The sequence below is a fragment of the Niastella koreensis GR20-10 genome (genome assembly GCF_000246855.1).
GTDB classification, from domain to species: Bacteria; Bacteroidota; Bacteroidia; order Chitinophagales; family Chitinophagaceae; genus Niastella; species Niastella koreensis.
In genome coordinates, this window is sequence record NC_016609.1 from 6,253,608 (window position 1) to 6,275,327 (window position 21,720).

The following is a 21,720-nucleotide window of genomic DNA, read 5'->3' on the forward strand; positions in this document are numbered from 1 at the left end:
TATACCCAGCCTCCTGTGCCTTAACCCCTTATGTATTGAGCCCTGGATACGTGTCCTTGCGCTCCTGATCAACTCGTCAACATATCAACTCGTTAACCTATACTCTATGTCAAAAGATTACGCATCAACCCGCCGAAAATTTTTAAAGCAGTTAACAACCACCAGCGCTATGCTGGCTGCCGGTCCGTTTGCAAGCATTGCCAATGAGGAAAAACTGGAAGAACGTATTATCCGGTATCAACGCCCCATCAGCGCCAATGATACTATTCGTGTAGCCTTAATTGGCACCGGCATTATGGGACACAACGACCTGCAAACCGCCCTGAAAGTACCGGGGGTGGAACTGGCCGGCGCCTGCGACCTGTACACGGGCCGGTTGGAAAGAATGAAGGAATTGCATGGCAACGACCTGTACACTACCCAGGACTATCGCGAATTGCTGAATAAAAAAGACATCGATGCCGTGATCATTGCTACCAGCGACCACTGGCATGCCCGTATTGCCACCGATGCCCTTCGTAAACAAAAACATGTGTATTGCGAAAAGCCCATGGTACATAAATTATGGGAGGGCCTGCCACTGATTGGTGCACATCGGTTAAGCAAAAAAGTAATGCAGGTGGGCAGTCAGCGGGTAAGCAGCATAGCCTATATCAAAGCAAAAGAATTATACCAGGCCGGTGAAATTGGTGCGCTCAATTGTGTGGAAGCCACCTACGACCGGCAAAGCGCCATCGGCGCCTGGGAATACACCATTCCTACCGATGCATCGCCCAAAACGGTTGACTGGCGGCGCTATTTAACCGGGATGCCGCAAATGCCCTTCGACCCCAAGAAGTTTTTCTGGTGGCGTAATTACAAAGCATTTGGAACCGGCATGGCCGGCGATCTGTTTGTACACCTGATCTCGGGTATTCATATGATCACCGATTCGTATGGCCCCACCCGCATTGTATCGAGCGGACAACTCTCCTATTGGAAAGATGGCCGCGATGTACCCGATGTAATGACCGCCATCATGGATTATCCCGCAACCAAAACCCATCCGGCTTTCCAGGTAATGTTACGGGTGAATTTCATCAGCGGTGGCGGCGATAAAAGCAATATCAGGCTGTATGGGACCGAAGGAATGATTGAACTGGATGGCAACGGGTTTACTATAACTCATAGCATGCTGCCCAAGGCGCCGGGTATTGGCGGGTACGATTCGCTGAATACCTTCCCCACCGCCATGCAGGAAGAACTGAAAAAACAATACAACGACCGCTGGACGTCCGACGATCAAAAACGGCCTGAGAAAGCGCCGGTAAAATATAAAGTGCACGATGGCTACAGCGAGCACCTCGATCATTTCACCAATTTCTTCGACGCCATCCGCAATGGCACCCAGGCCAACGAAGGACCGGAATTCGCCTTCAGGGCCGCTGCGCCCTGCCTGGCCGCCAATGACAGCTATTTTCAAAAGCGGATCATTTACTGGGACCCGGTGAATATGAGGTTAAAGGCTTAATACCAATGTGATAATTCGATAATGAGATAATGAGCTTAAAACGGTGCTGTTTCAGCTGAAACAGCACGCCACCAATTGAAAACATACCATTTTCAGTTATAAAACATCCTGCGCTACGTGAAAACTTTGAACTTTGAACCCGGAACTATGAACTAAGAATTTGTTTCTTTGCACCATGGCAGAAATAATATACTCGTACCAACAATTATTCGATTTTACCGAAAAGATCTTTCAACATATAGGATGTCCCTCAGAACAGGCCGCACTGGCCACAGAAGTGCTGTTAAATGCCGACCTGCGGGGTATTGACTCGCATGGTGTGGCCCGCCTCAGCGGTTATGTGCGTTTGTGGGAAGCCAAACGGGTAAACGCCAAACCCAATATCCGCATCATTCACGAAACACCTTCCACCGCCGTGGTTGATGGCGATAGCGGATTGGGCCTGGTAGTGGCGCCCTTTGCCATGCAGGTAGCTATTGAAAAAGCAAAAAAAGTAGGCACTGGCTGGGTAAGTGTGCAGAACAGCAATCACTTTGGAATTGCCGGGTATCACGCCATGATGGCCCTTGAATATGAGATGATCGGCATGGCCATGACCAATGCCAGTCCGCTGGTAGCACCCACGTTCTCAACAGAGCGTTTATTAGGCACCAATCCTATTTGTGTAAGCATACCAGCCGGGGAAGAACCCGCATTTGTGGCCGACCTGGCGACTACCACTGCCGCCAATGGCAAACTGGAGATCTTACAACGTAAAAATATGGAAGCTCCGCAAGGTTGGATCCAGGATAAAGAAGGCCACTCTTCCACCAACGCCCATGAATTAAAAACCGGCGGCGCCTTACTGCCACTGGGTGGCGATCGCGAACATGGCAGCCATAAAGGCTATGCCCTGGGCGCCATTGTAGATATATTCTCCGCGGTGCTAAGCGGCGCCAATTATGGTCCCTGGGTGCCTCCCTTCCCGGCTTATGTGCCCATGCCTACCGGCATGCCCGGCAAAGGCATTGGTCATTTCTTTGGCGCCATGCGGGTAGATGCCTTCCGCCCTGCCGCCGATTTCAAACAACATATGGACAACTGGATCCGCCGTTTTCGCAGTGCCAAAACTGTTGCCGGCGAGGAGAAAGTGATTATCCCCGGCGATCCCGAACGCGAAATGGAAGCCATCAGGATGAAGGAAGGAATTCCTATACTTGATGTGGTAGTAAATGACCTGAATGCCGTGGGAGAAAAGTTTGGCGTAAAGTTGTAAAAAAGAACAGCCAGGAAATTGCTTCCTGGCTGTTGTGTCTACTCAGGTATTTTTATTGTTTTATGATCCTGCATGATTGCTTATTGGCTGTCGTCAGGAAATAGGTACCATTTGGTAACCCGGTTAAATACAAAACCTCTTTCACGCTGTTAATGGTAAACTGTTTCAGGATATGCCCCTGCGAACTAACCAACCGGGCTGTAGTACCCACAAGGGATGCATCCTTCAATGAAAGGATCACTGCGCCATGAGTTGGGTTAGGGTATGTAGCAACGGTGGCTGTAGCCAAACAATTAGCCGAAACCGTTAACAACTTCGAATACATAAAGCTGCCATTGTTTTCAACCAGTTTCAACCTGAACAGGTTATTACCTGATATCAGGCCACCATACGTGAATGAGTGGGATGGTGACGCCGTTGCCTTTACAACGCCAATATTTTGCCAGTTATTACCATCGGCAGACCATTCTACTTCATACCTGTCGGCAGCGGCATCACCGGTAGTTTGCCATTGCAACCGGGCAGTACTACAATCCGTACTGGCAGCTTCGATAGAACTGATATGGAGTGGCAGGGTCACGAGCAAATAGGTTTGTACTTCACCATTAAGACCAACCGTCCAGCCCATATTGCTATTTACGAAGTATACACTTCTGATCTCGCTGGGGTTTGAGCTTGCCTGGGTGGTCCAGGTAACGCCGCCATCAGCTGTATACCTGATCGTTTTGTTAACGCCTACCGTGTAGCCATTGTTCGCATCTACGAACATAACATCATTCAAATGATTGGTGGTACCGCTGCCGAGGCTGGTCCAGGTAGAACCGCCATTGATGGTTTTACGCATAACACCATTCTCCCCTACAACAAACCCGGTGTTGGCATCAACAAAATAAGAGCCCAACAGGTTGGTAGTTGTGCCGCTACTTTGAGCGGTCCAGCTGGAACCGCCATTGGTGGTTTTTAAAATGGTACCACCAAAGCCCACCGCCCAGCCGGTATTGGCATCAATAAATTGTACATCGTATAGATTATTGGTGACACCGGAAGGCAGTGCTGACCAACTGGTACCATTGTATTTAAGAATGGTGCCATTGTCCCCGGCCGCCCAACCGAGGGAAATACTTTGCATATATACACCATGTAATGTATTTGAAGTACCGCTGGTTTGGGTAGCCCAGTTAGTGCCGCCATTGGAAGTTGTACAAATGGTTCCGGATGCACCTATAGCCCATCCTGAACTGGCATTTACAAACTGCAAACTCCAAAGATTATTAGTAGTACCGCTGCTTTGCGAGGTCCAGGTGTTACCACTGTTGGTTGATTTACGAATATTCCCGCCATCGCCGCAGATCCAGCCGGTGGAAGTATTTGTAAAAAATATATCACGCCAGGTTATTGTAGTAGAACCGCTGTTTAGCGCCGTCCAGGTATAACCACCGGCATTGATCGTTTTCAACATGGTGCCATTATCGCCAACTATCCAGCCCTGGGTGCTGCTTAACATGAAAATGGTGTACATGATCACGCCATTATTGCTGGTTTGATAGCCCCACGTAGTACCACCGTCCTGCGTAATCATAATGGTTCCATTGTTACCAATGGCAAACCCGTTGTTGGCGCTGCTGAACCATATACAAAACAGGGGGTCGGTAGTAGGCGTGGTTTGAACCGTCCAGGTAGTACCGCCATTGGTGGTTTTTAAAATGGTACCTGTAGTACCTGCAGCCCAGCCGGTAGTGGAATTCAGCATAAAAATGCTGTATAATGTTTGCGAGGTACCGCTTGTTTGGGCGGTCCAGGTACCCCCTGCGTTGGTAGTTTTACGGATAACGCCATTCGCGCCTACCGTCCAGCCGGTATTGGCATCGGTAAATTTTATATCGTACAGGTCAGTAGTTACACCACTTGTCTGCGCATTCCAGTTGGTACCACCATTAACGGTTTTACGAATAACACCGCTTTTACCAACTATCCAGCCCGTATTTACATCCAGGAAATCACTTCTGTACAGGTCAGAGGTTACACCACTTGTTTGGGAGGTCCAGGTAGTGCCGTCTGCGGTTTTACGTATAATGCCGCCCACACCTGCAGCCCAACCTGTGGTACTATTGACAAATTTGAGGCTGTAAAACTGGTTGGTTGTACCGGAGGCCTGGGTTGTCCAGCTTGTGCCCCCATCGGTGGTTTTACGAATAAGACCGTTTTGACCAACAAACCAGCCTGTGTTAGCGTCAATAAATTGAACGCCGGCCAGAAAGGCGGTTCCGGGAGCGCCGGTATTTACAGATGTCCATTGGCCTGTAGTGACCAGGGATGATAAAAGGATTACCATCAGGCATGCAAATGCCTGGAGCTTCTTATAAAATATCGTTTTCATTGGGAACAGGGATAAATACGGTTTTTTATAATAGGATACCAGGATGATAGACTAAGGGTATTATGCAGCTCCCTTAAGGCAATACCCTTGCCAATTTATAATCAGCTGAGGACTACTTAAGTAGCTTTGTACGAGGCAACATTGATTTCCCTTTTTGAGAGTCTTTTTCCAAAATCTATTTAGCAAAGCCCTGAAAGAAGACCTAAACCGGTAATCCGGAAACCGGTGACTGGTAACCGCCCGTACCTTATCTTTGCAGCCCTAAATAATATATCTCAGATGAAAATCATGAAGTTTGGCGGTACCTCTGTAGGCAAACCCGAGCGGATGCACCAGGTAGCGCAACTGATCACCAAAGACGTCAGCGAGCCAAGAATTGTAGTGTTGAGCGCATTGAGCGGCACCACCAATTCTTTAATAGCCATTGGCGAAGCGATGGCCTCCGGAAACCGCGAGCAGGCCAAGCAATTGATCGATACATTGGAAGCACACTACCAGTCGTTTATAAAGGAACTGGTGAAAACAGACAAGCTTTATGTAAAAGCAAAGGGCATTGTAGCAGAGCACTTCGAATTTCTGAACATCATATTAAAGATATCTTTCAGTGAAGCCCTGAGCAAGGACATCCTGGCGCAAGGTGAATTACTCTCAACCAAATTATTCAGCGTATACCTCGAAGAAAAAGGCATCGATCACATGCTGCTGCCGGCGCTGGAGTTCATGACCATCGATGCACAGAATGAGCCTCAGCTAAGCACCATCAAGGTAAAACTGAACCGCATTCTGCAACAGAACAGCGATAAAAAATTATTCATCACCCAGGGTTATATCTGCCGCAACTCCCGTGGCGAAGTAGATAACCTGAAACGTGGTGGCAGCGATTATACCGCTTCGTTGATAGCAGCAGCAGCAAACGCTTCTGTTTGTGAGATCTGGACCGATATCGACGGTATGCACAACAACGATCCCCGCATTGTTAAAAAAACAGTACCGGTTGAACAACTGAGCTTTGAAGAAGCAGCTGAACTGGCTTACTTCGGCGCCAAAATCTTACACCCTACCTGTATCTGGCCTGCCCAACAACAGAAGGTGCCGGTAAAATTGCTGAACACCATGGCGCCTGAAGCGCTGGGCACCACCATTACCCAGGAAGCCGGTTCCGTAGGCGTGAAAGCTGTTGCCGCAAAAGATGGCATCATCACCATCAACATCAAAAGCAGCCGCATGCTGCTGGCGTATGGTTTCTTGAGAAAGATCTTTGAAGTGTTTGAAAAATACCGTACTTCTATCGATATGATAACTACTTCTGAAGTAGCCGTATCGGTAACCATCGACCATGGCGGTAATTTAACTTCTATTGTAAAAGAACTGGAGCCATTTGGCACCATCACGGTGGAGCACGATCAAACCATCATTTCTGTAGTAGGTAACGAAATTGCGCAAACCAAGGATATCCTCAGCAAACTGTTCGATGCCTTAACCCCCATTCCGGTTCGGATGGTTAGCTATGGCGGCAGCAAGCACAACGTATCTATGCTGGTTCCTTCTTCCTACAAAACACAAACCCTGCAGTTGTTGAACAAAGGGTTGTTTGGACTGGAGTAGTGAGTAGTGAGTAGTGAGTAGTGAGTAGTGAGTAGTGAGTAGTGAGTAGGCTCGCGAATTTTGAAAAGTCTTACTAAATATAAAAGCCGGCAACATCATAAAGATATTGCCGGCTTTTTCTGTATTTCATTATCACATTATGTCATTATCACATTATCACATTGATCATTTCATCCACCCGCTCTTCGTCATCCATTCCTGCACCAGATCCATCCATTTCACTTCACTTGTTTTATTGACCAGCCCAAAACCATGACCGCCTTTTTCGTACAGGTAAAAATCAAACGGTACCTTATTCTTTTGCAGGGCGGTAGCAAACAACAGCATATTCTGCACTTTTACCGTGCTGTCGTCCTCGGCATGCACCAGGTAGGTAGGCGGTGTTTTTTTAGTTACCTGCAATTCATTGGAGTACTCTTCTTTCTTTTGGGGCGATGGGTCTTTACCAATTAAATTTTCCCGCGAGCCCATATGGCAAATGCTATCGGCAAAACTAATAACAGGGTAAACCAGGATCATAAAATCAGGGCGCAGATTGGCTTTCTTACCGGCATCGATGTACGCGTGATTAAAATGCGTACCAGCGGTAGACGCCAGGTGCCCGCCTGCCGAAAACCCAATAATGCCAACGCGGTTCTTATCTATGCCCCACTCTTTGGCCCGTTCCCGTACCACCTGAATGGCCCGTTGTGCATCCTGCACAGGTCCTATTTCCTTATTTACCATGGTTACATCGCTGGGCAGTCTGTATTTTAATACAAAGGCAGTTACGCCCATCTCGTTAAAGCGCTGTGCCACCTCGCTGCCTTCATGCACGGCAGCCACATTGCGATAACCACCGCCAGGTATTACAATTACGGCGGCGCCATTGGCTTTTTCTTTTGGCGGAAGATACACCGTCAGCGTAGGCCGGCTGACCTTACTGATCATGATCCTGCCCGAGGCATTGGTATCTGCCTTTTCTTCATCGGGTACCGGTTTTGAATTGGGGATGGAATCGGGATATAGCGGCATTACGGTTTGGGCGCAAGTGATCAAAGCAAAGCAAATTAAGGTTACAGAAAGCGAGAGTAGTTTTTTCATACATAGCTACTTATAATCAAATTTACTTTTTTGTTCCAGGATTTGCCAGGCATTCTTTGCGTACAACCGAAATTATCTCCTTTTAGATGGAAGTGATTGAGTATTAAGGGGAATGCGCCATAATGTGAATGGCAAACGGCAGACAGAAATAAAGCGATGGTAAATAAAAAGGCCAATAACATCAAAGATGCTATTGGCCTGATATTGTTTAGTTAGTCTTTTCGAAGTTAGGCGAGGCCATTTATGCATTCTGTCGTTCGCCGTCTGCCAGCCTTAGATAACCAACATCGCATCTCCATAACTGAAGAAGCGGTATTTATCCTTGATGGCTTTTCTGTAGGCTTCCATCGCCAGGTCGTAACCGGCAAATGCGCACACCATTATCAGCAGACTGGTTTTAGGCAGGTGCAGATTGGTTACCAGTGAATCGGCAATGTTGAACTGGTAAGGCGGGTGAATGAAAATATTCGTCCAGCCTTCAGATGGTTTCAACAGTTTTTCAGCAGTGTAAGAGCTTTCAATGGCCCGCATGGTGGTAGTACCAACAGAACAAATGCGGTGTTTGCCTTCGATAGCTTTGTTCACTACTTTGCAGCTGAGGTCATCGATCTTGTAGTACTCGGCATCCATTTTGTGTTTGCTGAGGTCTTCCACTTCAATAGGACGGAAGGTTCCCAAACCGGTGTGCAGGGTTACTTCGGCAAAGCGAATGCCCTTAATTTCCAGTCTTTTTATAAGCTCGATGCTGAAGTGCAAACCAGCAGTAGGCGCTGCAACAGCTCCTTCGTGTTTTGCATATACGGTTTGATAGCGCTCTTTATCTTCAGCCTCAGGTTTACGTTTGATGTATTTGGGCAACGGTGTTTCACCCAGGAATTCGAGCATGTTGCGGAACTCTTCATCGGTACCATCCCACAAAAAGCGGATGGTTCTTCCACGTGAAGTGGTGTTATCAATTACTTCAGCGATCAGCTCATCGTTCTCACCAAAATATAATTTATTACCAACGCGGATCTTACGGGCAGGGTCCACAATTACATCCCACAGCCGGTTTGGTTTATTTAATTCACGTAACAGGAACACCTCAATTTTCGCTCCCGTCTTTTCTTTCCTTCCATACATCCGCGCCGGGAATACCTTGGTATTATTTACTACGAACACGTCCTTGTCATCAAAATAATCCATGATATCGCGAAAGTGTTTATTCTCAATCTGGCCAGTACTGCGATGCACAACCATTAAACGGGCATCTTCACGCTTCTTTGTAGGGTGTTGGGCAATAAGGTTAAGTGGTAAATCGAACCGGAACTGTGAAAGTTTCATGTGTAATTTTGACTGTTATGATAAAGCCACATGATAGCAAAGGGAGGAGTAAGATCAGGGTACATCGGGGGTCTAATTCCGATACAAACGAGGTCTTACGGCACCAGGTTTGACATCATGTAAGCTCAAATTCGAGCGGGCAAAGGTAATTAAAAAAGAACCCGAACCCAAATTTATCCTTCAACTCCGCTCAGGATGCTGATTCACTAAGGGTTTTAGCGGCAAAACGGCAAGTAATAGTCCTGAGCGGAGTTGAAGGATGCTTTTATCTCTTTTTAACATCTTCCGTTGGTGTATTCCCTGCAAACATTTGGCATATTATTACGAAATTTAGGGAAGAGAATACCACAACTATTACCTCAATTGTTCGCGCCTTTAAAATAACCAGTAACACCCCGGTATTTCGGGCATTTTCAAAACAGTCACCGGTCATTTAATTATTGAACGAGTATGAGAAAACCTATCTCTTTGCTGCCTGTCCTGTTGTTGGCTATTTTTTTGCCATCCATGGCGCAACAGCCAGCCCACAAACCTAAAACCGCCGCGCCCCTGCCACCCCATCCAACGCCCGTTGTTCCCAAACCAGGCCCCAAAAAATATCCCAGCCTGTTGTGGGAGATCAGTGGTAATGGTCTTAAAAAGCCATCGTACCTGTTCGGCACTATGCACGTAAGCGATAAACTGGCCTTTCACCTGGGTGATTCGTTCTACACAGCCATCAAAAGCGCCGATGTAGTGGCGCTGGAAACCAATCCCGAAAGCTGGCAGGACGATTACAGTCAATCTGTTTTTTTTCGCGGCAGCAACAACCGCCGCGGCGGCGCCAGCCTGGCCAACCTGTATGCCGCCAACCGCTGGGAGTGGCCGGCAGACCATATGCGCATCACCACCTTCGCCATTGACCGGTATGAAGAATCTATAAAAGCCGCCCTGGCTGTGGAGCCCTCCATGATAAATGGCATGCTGTACCGAACGGATGGCCAAAGGGCCGAAGATTTTGAGGAAGACACCTTCCTCGATATGTATATTTTTCAAACCGGTAAAAAACTGGGCAAACGCGTAAGTGGCGTAGAGAACTTCCAGGAAAGCGAAAAGCTGGTGATGGAAGCTTACAAAGCCATGCTGCGCGACCAGAACAAAAAAAGAAGAAGCTACGATTATGAGGGCATGATGACCAACCCCAAGAAAGTGGAAGACGCCTACCGCAAGGGCGATCTAGACCTGCTGGACTCACTGGAAAGCCTCACCGTTTTCTCCGATGCCTTCCAGGAGAAATTTCTATATAAACGCAACGAAATACAGGCCAACTCTATTGACTCCATCATCCGGAAAATGTCGTTGTTTGTAGGCGTGGGGGCCGCCCACTTACCCGGCAAACGCGGCGTAATTGAATTATTGCGACAAAAAGGCTACACCATGCGCCCTGTTCGCATGGATGACCGCAACAGCCTGCAAAAAGAAAGCGTTGACAAGATCAGGATCAATTCTCCCTTCACCACCCAAACCTGCGACGATGGATTCTACACCGTTTCCATCCCCGGCAAAAAATTCTATCGCTTTACCGACTGGAATGGGCTCGATGTTGTTCAGTATGCCGACATGGTGAACGGCGCCTATTATATGGTTACCCGCATAAAAACCAACAGCCTTTCGTGGGAACATAGCAGTGACCTGGTGCTTAAAAAGGTTGACAGCCTGCTTTATGAAAACATTCCCGGCAAGATCACGAAGAAAACATCCATTACTAAAAACGGCTACAAGGGGCTCGACGTGATCAATCGCACCCGCCGTGGCGACAACCAGCATTACCAGATCTTTGTTACCCCATTTGAGGTTATTCTTTTTAAAATGAGCGGCAATGGCGAATACGTGGTCAGTGGCAACGAAGCCCAGGACTTCTTTGGTTCTATACGCCTGAAAGAATATACCTCCACCGGCTGGCAAACCTGGCAACCACCCACAGGCGGTTTCAGCGTGCAAATGCCCCACACGCCTGCCCTGTTAAAAGACAACAGCTTTGGTACCGACAGGCTGGAATATGCGGCTTACGATGCAGCAAGCGACAATAGCTACCTCATTATGAAAGCCAACCTGCACAACTATTCATTTATTGAAGAAGACAGTTTTGAGCTGAACCTGATGGATGAAAGCTATGGTTATTCTGATTTCATCGATAAAGAATTGAGCCACCATTTTACAACTGTAAACGGCTACCCGGCCCTGGAAAGTAAATTCAAACACAAAGACGGAAGTTTCAGCAGCGTAAAATATGTGATCCAGGGACCCATCTATTATGCCGTTATTGCCAGTTATAAAACCGATAATCCCAATACCCAGCGTTTTCTGCAATCATTTTCCATAACGCCCTTTATTTACCCGGCCCCTACCCCACGTACCGATACCACGCTGTACGTAACCGTTACTTCTCCCATTTATTCAAAGCCCGACAAAAAAGATGAGTCGGCCGGCATGGAAGAATTGTTGCAGTTATCTAATGGTGGGGGAGCTGATGATGACCCGGACGATTACAACCTCCCCACCTTTGGCACCCGCCTCATAAGCAACGATACCATCGGAGAAAAGATCCTGGTGATGCATTTCAAAGTGCCGCCGTACGCTTATAAAAAAGACAGTACCAAATTGTGGAAGAACGCAGCCGTAAGCAGCTGGTTCAACGACAGTACGTTCATTATAAAACAAAACAAACTATACCGGTTGCCCAATGGCATGCAGTGCCGCGATATTCAATTAACCGATACCAACAGCAGCCGGCTGATCATTGCCAAACTGTTTTACAACAACGGGCATTTCTTCAGCATCTCCACCTTAACCGATACGCTTACCAAACAAAGCGCCTTACTTTCCAACTTCTTCAGCAGCTTTAAACCAATAGATACCCTCAAAGGCGAATCGCTGTTTACCAGGAAGACCGACAGGTTTATGAAAGACCTGTTCAGCAGGGATTCACTGGCCGTAAAACGGGCGCGTAAATCACTTTACCAGGTAGGGTTCGATTCGCTGGATGTGCCCTTGCTAAAAAAGGCCATTGATTCGCTGAACTGGAAAATGAAAGACTACCTGGTGCTGAAAAGATATTTCATTGAAAGCCTGGGCAGGTTAAAAGACTCAAGCATTACTACCTACCTGCAAAAATTATACTGGAAGGTAAAAGACACGGCAGACTGGCAATCGGCCATCCTGAACGCCTTGCTGAACCAGCGAACCAAAACCTCATTCATCGCATTTAAAGACCTGGTATTACAGGAACCGCCGATCACGGACGATGACTACTCTTATTCACGTTCGTCCCGGATAAGTTCGGTTACGGTTGATATTGCCCCGGCACCACACAGCAGCAGTAAGAGCAGCTACTATGGCCATTGGGCGCCCCTGTTCGATACCCTGGCGCTTACAAAAGAGTTGTTCCCCGACATGCTGCAGTTAATGAATATCGACGACTATGAAGATGAAATGATGAACCTGCTGGAAACAATGGTTGACAGTGGTTATTTAAAGGCGGCGGATTATGAAACCAGCTTTCCAAAACTCTACCTCGAGGCCAAACAATTGCTGAAAAAACAACTGGCCAAAGAGAACAAGGTCAAAATGGAAATCGCCCTCCGTAAAGAGTCGCCCGTTGCATCGTCATATGCCAGCGACGACGATGGTGACGATGCCGTTTCCGATGCCGGCAATAAAGAGCTTGACCGGTATGCCATCCTGTTATTACCGTTCTATGATAAAAACCAGGGTGTAAAAAGCTTTTTTGAACAACTGCAGACCACGCAGGACAGGCGATTGCGTTATAACACCTTCATCCTGTTATTGCGGAACAAGTTCAAGGTGCCGGATTCGCTGTTCACCCAATATGCAAAAGAAGATCTGTATCGCAGTGAATTGTACAGCGATCTTCAAACCCTGAAAATGCTTGACAAATTTCCCAAACAATACAAAACCCAGCTGGAAATTACGCGCAGCCTGATCGCTAAACCGCTCGACAATTACAACAAGCTGGATACAATCATCTACCTCGATAAACTACTGGTAGCCTATGACAACAAAAAGGGCTATGTATATTTCTTTAAATACAAACGCATGCGCGACGATATTACCTGGAATGTAGCCACTGTAGGCATGCAACCCGAAAAACAGGATGCCGTTGATGTAGAGAACGACGACTTCACTTCTGTAGAAGAAGACCGCAGGCTCGACAACGACAAACCCGTTAAAGAACAGTTGCAGAAAATGTTGAAGGAAATGTTATATGCCCGCCGCGGAAGCGCATCAGTATTTTATGATGCCCGGTCGTTTAGTTTGTACAGGAATTATTTGTCGGAAATGGTTAAGAGTCAACGGTACAGGGATTAGTTTAAAAGTTGACACGTTGATATACCACGAAGGCCCTGCTTTGCAGGGCTTTCGTGTTTTACCCTGTCAACTTATCAACTTGTCAACTTATCAACTACCTTTAGGCCCATGTCAACCGATCAGCAAATCATTGAACAAACAAAAAAATGGATCCAATCTGTAGTAATAGGGTTAAACTTCTGTCCGTTTGCGAACCGGGAGTTTAAAAACAATACCATCCATTACCAGGTAGAACATGGAGTAACCCGCACCGATGCTCGCAATGCTTTGCTGAAAGAATGCAAACGGTTGGATAAAGAAAAATCCATTGCCACCACCCTGCTGATCTTCCCCGGTTATTTTACTGAATTTGACAGCTACCTGCAATTTGTTTCATTTGCCGAAAAACTGTTACAGCAAAAAGGGTACGAAGGCGTTTACCAGCTGGCTACCTTTCATCCGCAATACAAGTTTGAGGACAGCGCCACCGACGATGCCGCTAATTACACCAACCGCTCAATATACCCTATGCTGCATTTGTTACGGGAAGACCAGGTGCGCAAAGCCATTCAGTTTTATGGCAATGCCGATGAAATACCTTTAAAGAATATCCAACTGGCAAGAGAAAAGGGAACGATATATATGAAATTATTACGGGATAGTTGCCTGTAAGTGGATATGTTGACGTGTTGAAAAGTTTTTTCAGAAGATGTTTTAAGCCTTTCCCCCTGTTAACCTGTCAACCTGTTAACGTGTTAACCCGTTAACTAATAAGCCCCTTGGGAATAGATGAGATCAATTGTTTCGTATACTCTTTCTGAGGGTGAAAGTACACCTGCTCCGCATCACCAATCTCTTCGATCTTTCCTTTATTCATCACCATAATGCGGTCACTGATATAACGCACCACCGACAGGTCGTGCGAGATAAAAACAATGGTAAAACCCATTTCAGCTTTCAGGTCGTTCAACAGGTTTAATACCTGCGCCTGTACGCTCACATCCAGCGCAGAAACCGATTCATCACAAACAATAAAATCAGGCTTTAGCGCCAGCGCCCGGGCAATTACAATACGCTGCCGTTGGCCCCCGGAAAACTCATGCGGGTAGCGGTTAAAATGTTCTGCTTTCAGGTTTACTTTTTCCAGCAGTTCCACTACCCTGTCTTTCCGTTGTGCAGGGCTGGAAATAATATTATGTACTTTCAAAGGTTCGGCAATAGCAGCGCCTATAGTTAAGCGCGGATTCAACGAGGAATAGGGATCCTGGAAAATGATCTGGATGTCTTTGCGCATTTCCTTCATGGTTTGGGCATCTACCTTTGCCAGATCAGTGCCATCATAACGAACAGAACCGGAAGTAGGCTGGATCAATCCCAGCAGGGTTCTGCCAAGCGTTGTTTTACCACAGCCCGACTCGCCTACCAACCCCAGCGTTTCGCCCTTGTAGATTTCAAACCGGATGTTGTCGATGGCCTTTACATAATCAACCGGTTTACCAAACAGGTTTGTTTTGGAAGGGAACCATACATTCAATCGCGATACCTGAATAAAAGGTTGTTTTACGGTGGTATCGGGTTCTTTTAATTCAACCGGCGGTTCAACTACCTGGGTATAACGGCTTATATCAAACGGGCGGTTATTTTCCAGGAAATCACTAACTACCGGCAAACGTTCCCCTTTGGGATGCAGCACCGGCCGGCAGGCCAGCAGTCCTTTTGTATAAGGGTGCCGTGGATTGGTGAAGATACTGGCAACAGTTCCGCTTTCCACAATTTCACCGCGGTACATTACCACGGCGCGGTCAGCCACTTCGGCTACCACACCCAGGTCGTGCGTAATGAATATCACGCCCATCTGCTGGGTCTGCTGTAATTCTTTTATCAGTTGAAGAATGGTCTTTTGTACCGTAACATCCAGGGCCGTGGTGGGTTCATCACAGATCAGCAACGAAGGTTCACAACTCATGGCCATGGCAATCATCACGCGTTGTTTTTGCCCGCCACTTACCTGATGCGGATACCGGCGGAACAATTGCCCGGGGTTAGGCAGCTTTACCCGGTTGAAAAGTTCTATCGTTTTCTCCCGGGCTTCCTTCTTGCCGATCTTCAAATGCAACCGCAAGGCTTCCTGCACCTGGTGACCACAGGTAAATACCGGGTTCAGGGAAGTCATGGGTTCCTGGAAGATCATGGCGATCTGGTTGCCGCGAATGGAACGCATTTGTTCAGGCGTTTGCGTAAGCAGGTTTACCGGCTCCCCCTCACCTGCAGAAAACCGAATGTCACCCTGGGGGTACCTGGCCGAGGCCTTAGGTAACAGCTGTAAGATCGACAGGGAAGTAACCGATTTACCGGAACCCGATTCGCCCACAATAGCCACAATTTCACCGCGGTTCACGGTAATAGAGATATCCTTTACGGCGGTGGTGGTGCCGATTTCTGTTACAAAATCAACCTGCAGGTTATTTATTTGGAGTAGCGGTGACGACATTTTGTGGTATGGGTATAAACAAATATCGGGAAAACTGCACAAATCCTTTAAAAACAAAGGCGAGCTTCCTTTGAGGAAACCCGCCCTGTCAACTTATTAACTTGTCAACCTGTCAACTACTCATCTACTTCTTAACAACCCTTATCACACCACCTCCATTATACGAATGGTATTCACCATTATACATGGCCTCGGCGCTTACAGGTCCCATGCGGTAATTGCCAGGCGATACGGCACGTACGGCATAGTAATATGTTTTACGGCTGCTGCCCAGGTTATCAAATAAATTAATACGATCGTCGCGCACATCCAGCGCCGTAGGCGTGGCCGCATCCTTGATCCACTCCATACCCGGAATTTCCTTGGTACGGGGGTTCTCAATTTCAAACCCGGCAGGCAGAATGTCGCTGATAACGATATTATCCACATCACCACTGTACGATTTCTCCAGGGTGATCTGAACCACCACCAGGTCGTTTTGCGTGAACGTATTGCCATCAATCACCCGGCCATAGCGGTCAAAGAAGCGGCGGCGAACTTTAATGTAGCTGTCTTCTTCTTTATAGGCGCCACTTACGCTGATGCCTTCACTTTGCCAGTAGTAATACAGGCGGCCTTCACCTTTGGAAGTAAGATCTATATTGGTGCCGCCTAATTGTTTGGCGGTTAATTTCAGCGGACTGTTTGAAACACTGCCCACTGTTTTGCCATTTACTTTTACATCCGCACTTACCGTAGCCTTGCTGGCGGCACGGGCCATTTTACCCAGGCTCAGGAAGCTGAATGCACATTCCTGCGTGCTGTACCAGTAACGTTGTTTCATTTTATCAGCTACATGTTTCGCCATCACAGGGATCTGTGTATTGGATGGGTCTACATCCAGTAAGGCATTCAATGCAATTGATTCATCGCGGATATCTGAATAATAGCTGCCACCGGTTTGCGCCACCGATACTTCACCAGTGAAGGAAGAAGGCAACAGTTCCTTAAACTTCGCTTTATCACCGGCTATTGCGTAGGCCACACTCAACAGGTATTTACAATCAAGGCTCAGCAACATAGGATTGGCCTTGTAATAGTTCATCGCACTCACATTGGGTTTACCTGCCAATGCCAGCACATATAAACTGTATGCGATCTCTTTGGGCGCAATTTTCTTTTTCTGGTCTTTATTGTAGTAGTACAAAATGGTTTCCTTGTTCTTCAACTTATTGTTCATGTAGTTGAGAATGCCATTCAGCACATTCTTATCTACTTCAAACCCGGCCTTTTGCGCTTCCAGTAAGAAGTGCGCCGCATATATGGTAGCCCACCAGTCTTCCGTGCCTTCGCCATCCCACAGGGTAACAGCACCATTGTACAACTGGCGTAATTTGATCTTCCGAATGGCTTCCTGCACATTATAGTTGGCAATAGATTTACCACCCTCAACAGTGTGCAACTGATCGGCCAGATCGCCAATGTACAATTGCGGGAAGGCGGTTGATACCGTTTGTTCAGTACAACCATACGGATAAGAAACCAGGTACCGCAATTGTTTACCCAACTCCAGTGCCGGACTGCGGCTTACTACTAATTGGTAATCGGTACTATTGGGCAGAAAATCATTCAGCGGAATATTGAGGTGTTGTGCATTGCCACCAGTGAACGATCCGCTACCTGTTACTACCTGCAATGGAGAAGCAGGGCGCACACTGATCTCCGTTTCATCGGTGAACTTCTCACCCAATCCCTGTACATCCACTCTTACTTTACCGGTACTTACCGCAGGCGAAGCAACCAGCTGGAAGATGGCCTGACCTTCGCTGTTGCTGTTAAGTGAAACGGTTTGTTGTTTATCACCCAGCACATTCAGCGGACCGCTTACATTTAAGGTAGCTGTTGCTGAAGTAGAACCTTTTGTTGTATTGGTAATGGTAACCGGTACTGTTACGGTATCGCCCGGGCTCAGGAACCTCGGCAATGCGGTACTTAAGACCAAAGGATCTGCCACCGTCATCGCAGTTTCGCCACTGCCAAAGCTTTCATCTTTATAAGCAACCGCCATCAACCGTACTTCACCACTGAACTGCGGAATATCAAATTCAAACTCCGCTTCTCCGCTACCACCGGTTTTGGTTGAACCGCTCCAGTATGAAACGATCTTGAACCGTTTGGCTGGCATGGGGTTGGTGCGTTTGCTCATTTCCAGTTCCCCGTCACCACCCGTGCTGCTCAGCGTAGCTTTCAACTCGGGGAACAACAGCGGATACAGATCATAGCCGTTTACTTCCAGTGCTTTGGCGGCATAGAAATGGTTGTATGGATCGGGTGTTTTGAAATCTGTTATTTGTAATACACCATTATCAACAGCAGCTAATGTAACAAAGCTGTTGGGTGCTGCTTTTACAGTCACCTTCTGGTGGGTACGTGAACGAACCGACTTTTGCGCTACGATCTCTACATTTATTTTACGGCTCTTCTCTTCTACTTTCAGGCTCTTATACCCGTGCGCTACCGTTAACGGCATTTCACTAACATCATGTGGTTTTATCAACGTGGCCGTTACATATACGTTTGGCAAATGGTCGGCAGTCATTTTCAGATCAACCGATGCCGATCTTTTGTCAACATTTACATATTGATACGAAACCACTTTATCGGTTTCCAGGGTAACCAGCATACGACCATCAAACGGTGTTTTAAACAATAGTTTGGCGTTCTCGCCTGCTTCGTAAGAAGATTTATCAGCTTCAATATCGATATTCCCTTCGGTGTTTACTTCAAATGAAGAGTTTTCGCCACCCCAGAAGCCATAACTATAGAAGCTTTTGCTTACATAACTTTCTGAACCGGGAATGGCAACCTGCAGTTCATAATCACCGGGTGAACGGGGCACAAAGGGAAAGGTGCTTTTGTCACCGCTGATGGTAATATTCTGTTCAGCCACTACTTTATCATCTTTCTGTGATTCATACTTGAAATAACTACCGCTTTTTGAGATCACGGTCCGGTATTCATGTTTGATCACTTTTACCGAGGCGCGGGCGCCATTCAGCACATGCTCATCCTTATCCAGCGCAATCAACGGGAAATTCACCGTCTGGTTCAGCGGGTAATACCAGTACCCATCGCTTCCAATACCAAAGAACATTTTCTGGGTATAAATATTGGCAGTGGTGCTGCGGCTTACCGGCCGGCCGGTTTCATCAAAAACGGTTGCATAAAAAGTTGTCTGTAACAACCCTTTGTTAGCAAACAAGGCAGGCGCTTCATACTCTACACTGGCATTGCCATTGTCATCGGTGCTGCCTTCTTTCACCACTTTGTCAAATGACAGACCCTGGTTTTCTATACTGAAATTATAAGTGTCGTATTTTTTTGGATCGAAGTTGATAACGCTTGTCTGGACCTCTGCTTCATAATTACGATTCGCAGCTGGCGGTCCAAAAAAGTTTACAGCAGTGATAGCCAGGTGCGCGCTCTGTGCCGGTTCCAGGTAAGGTTTATCCAGTTTGGCAGTTACCTTAATACGATCGGGCACAAATTCCTCGATGCTGAAGTTCTTGCTGCCCAGCAATACGTCGTTTGAGGTATATACTTCCAGCGTATAGCTACCAGTGATAGCCGCTTCGGAAATATCCACATCGCCGTCTGTAGCACCCTGGGGATTCAATGTTTTACGGAAGTTCTTTAACTCCTTACCGTTTGGTAACAGGAACTTCATTTTTACCGGCAGCTCGCCCGGTGATTTCCACTGGCGGTCGCGCAGGATCACAGAAAAGTTCACCTTTTCACCCGGACGGTAAATATCGCGTTCAGCATAGATAAACGCATCCAGCCCGGTAGTGTTGCTGTGTTTACCGCCAACATCGAACCTGGAAGTATTTACTCTTGTGCTGTTGAACGGCAGGTAGTTGAAATCATTGGCTGTTTTGGCAATGATCATCGCAGGTTTAAACCCGGCAAACTCCTTACGCGATAAAGCAACTTCAGCCACGCCGTCTGTATTGGTGGCGCCGGTACCAAGCACCTGGTTGTTATTGCCATACACCACTACGTTCATGCCGTTTACCGGTTGAGCCGTTTTAATAGAGTTGGCAAATACAAACAATTTATCTTTTCCTTCGCGGGCTATTAAACCTATGTCCGATTTTGAAATGAAACGGCTGTCGCTTACCCAATAATCCTTAGCCGACCGCAACTTGATGTGATAAATACCTTTAAAATCGGGCAGCTTATCTTCTACATTAAATGTAAACAGGTGGCTGTTGCCATATTTGGGTAACGAACGCGTATCGATCTCCTGTTCATAGATCACATCACCCAACGCCAGGTCGCTGTTATCTTCATAATCGCCGCCATAGTACTCGCCATCTTCTCCTTCGCCTTCGCCTCTTGAGTCTTTAGGGCTATAGCCATACCGCTGCGCCATCAGCAGGTTGCTTTCGTAGATCTTTGAAATGATCACTTTTACCTTTGGCACATTAGTAAGGCGCACTTCAATGTTCTGGTTACCCAGCGCGCTCAGGTATACAGCTTTGCTGTTGGCAAAACTCAACGAAGGTTCCAGCTCACCAAACACCACATTATTACTATACGGCTCATGCAATGTACCACCAATGCGGCCACTCACACCCTTGTTTATATTTAATACATAACTTTTATCAGCATCAAAGTTCTCGCTGCTTATGGTAAAACCATCTTCGGTTTGTTGAACCGAAAACTTTACCGCCGGTTCAAACCGGATAAGCGAAGCGAGATTTGACATTACCACCTGCTGACTGGTACGAACAAACACGGTTCCGGTTAACCCATCGTGTTCGGCATGTACATCATTAATAGTGAGATTATACGGAGATGGAATGAACACTTTGTTTTCAATCGCATCTTTGGTGCCATTCACCCCGCCATCGGGCACCAGTCCTTTTTCAAAGGTTACTTTAGCCTCCAGGTCTTTATCTTCCATTTTCACCCCCGCAAGGCGGAGCGAAATGCGGCTGTCGGGGCCTTCGGTAATAATACTATACTTCAACGGCTTGCCATCTACCACCAGGTTCATTTTATCTTTAATGGTAGCAGGACTGATAGCGTAGTTAAAATACAGATCAACCTGCGGGTACGCGGTAGTGGAATGCTGATCGGGCAGCATCCAGGTTACGTTGGTATTATCCAGTTGTAAGTACGGTGTGAAAAAATTGATCTCTTCGCCTTTGTCGAGCTTGCCATATTTGCTATGGTCGAGCAGATCGCCGGAGAGCTTCGCCTTATAACTGGTAGCAGGCGACAGCGGTTGTGCAGGAGAAAACACCAGTTCATCGGGATGTTCCCAACGAAAACGGCCGGCAATCTTAGGTTCAAAAGAAATATACTCAGTGGAATCCCAGTTGTTCAACAAGGAATCAGGAACAAGGGATTTATCAAAGCGGAATACCAGGTTACCGAGGGATTGTACTTCACCTTTGGCATTGGTATAGCTGAGAGAAACTGCACTACGATTACAGGCGGCTATCATCGATAGCACACAAACGCCTATTGTAATCAAGGCGATCAATTGCTTACGCATATCGGGTTAAAAGTATTAGCGTGGTTAGGCCCAAACCGTCCCTGGTCAACAATCCAAAGCGGGTTGAGGGCGTTAAAATACAAAAAGGAATTAAATATTGGAATGTTCCTTTTGTTGATAGAAAGAAAACCGGAAATTAGCAAGGAAACTAGGGAGGAAAGCTTGACGAAGCCATAGATTTGCA

General features: G+C 47.0%; 10 protein-coding genes. 5 read left to right on the top strand and 5 right to left on the bottom strand.

Annotated features, from left to right (window positions below):
* Nucleotides 1-106: 106 nt before the first annotated feature.
* Both NIAKO_RS24810 and NIAKO_RS24815 read left to right on the top strand, forming a co-directional pair.
* Nucleotides 107-1,510, top strand: a complete 1,404-nt coding sequence (locus tag NIAKO_RS24810; RefSeq protein WP_041347263.1) for a Gfo/Idh/MocA family protein — start codon at nt 107-109, stop codon at nt 1,508-1,510.
* Between the two features lie 175 nt (nt 1,511-1,685).
* Nucleotides 1,686-2,765, top strand: coding sequence for an Ldh family oxidoreductase (locus NIAKO_RS24815; protein WP_014221202.1), 1,080 nt, complete (start codon nt 1,686-1,688; stop codon nt 2,763-2,765).
* 52 nt (nt 2,766-2,817) lie between these two features.
* Here NIAKO_RS24815 and NIAKO_RS37155 read toward each other — a convergent pair whose 3' ends face one another.
* On the bottom strand, nt 2,818-5,142 hold the full coding sequence (locus tag NIAKO_RS37155; RefSeq protein WP_014221203.1) for a YCF48-related protein: 2,325 nt from the start codon (nt 5,140-5,142) through the stop codon (nt 2,818-2,820).
* A 279-nt stretch (nt 5,143-5,421) separates the two neighbouring features.
* Here NIAKO_RS37155 and NIAKO_RS24830 point away from each other — a divergent pair, with 279 nt between their 5' ends.
* Nucleotides 5,422-6,747, top strand: coding sequence for an aspartate kinase (locus NIAKO_RS24830; protein ID WP_014221204.1), 1,326 nt, complete (start codon nt 5,422-5,424; stop codon nt 6,745-6,747).
* Nucleotides 6,748-6,912: 165 nt separating this feature from the next.
* Here the strand turns inward: NIAKO_RS24830 and NIAKO_RS24835 are convergent, their stop codons facing one another.
* Nucleotides 6,913-7,830 carry an alpha/beta hydrolase gene (locus NIAKO_RS24835; protein ID WP_014221205.1) on the bottom strand — a complete coding sequence of 306 codons (918 nt, stop codon included), beginning with the start codon at nt 7,828-7,830 and terminating at the stop codon, nt 6,913-6,915.
* 273 nt (nt 7,831-8,103) lie between these two features.
* Nucleotides 8,104-9,153, bottom strand: coding sequence for a tRNA preQ1(34) S-adenosylmethionine ribosyltransferase-isomerase QueA (gene queA, locus NIAKO_RS24840; protein ID WP_014221206.1), 1,050 nt, complete (start codon nt 9,151-9,153; stop codon nt 8,104-8,106).
* Between the two features lie 450 nt (nt 9,154-9,603).
* Here queA and NIAKO_RS24845 point away from each other — a divergent pair, with 450 nt between their 5' ends.
* Complete coding sequence (locus NIAKO_RS24845) at nt 9,604-13,521, top strand: TraB/GumN family protein (protein WP_041347265.1); 3,918 nt, start codon at nt 9,604-9,606, stop codon at nt 13,519-13,521.
* Nucleotides 13,522-13,629: 108 nt separating this feature from the next.
* Nucleotides 13,630-14,172, top strand: a complete 543-nt coding sequence (locus tag NIAKO_RS24850) for a DUF1415 domain-containing protein (RefSeq protein WP_014221208.1) — start codon at nt 13,630-13,632, stop codon at nt 14,170-14,172.
* A gap of 91 nt (nt 14,173-14,263) precedes the next feature.
* Here NIAKO_RS24850 and NIAKO_RS24855 read toward each other — a convergent pair whose 3' ends face one another.
* Both NIAKO_RS24855 and NIAKO_RS24860 read right to left on the bottom strand, forming a co-directional pair.
* The gene (locus NIAKO_RS24855; protein ID WP_014221209.1) at nt 14,264-15,991 is read right to left on the bottom strand and encodes an ABC transporter ATP-binding protein; all 1,728 of its coding nucleotides are present in this window, start codon (nt 15,989-15,991) and stop codon (nt 14,264-14,266) included.
* A 124-nt stretch (nt 15,992-16,115) separates the two neighbouring features.
* On the bottom strand, nt 16,116-21,536 hold the full coding sequence (locus NIAKO_RS24860) for an alpha-2-macroglobulin family protein (RefSeq protein WP_014221210.1): 5,421 nt from the start codon (nt 21,534-21,536) through the stop codon (nt 16,116-16,118).
* Nucleotides 21,537-21,720 lie beyond the last annotated feature (184 nt).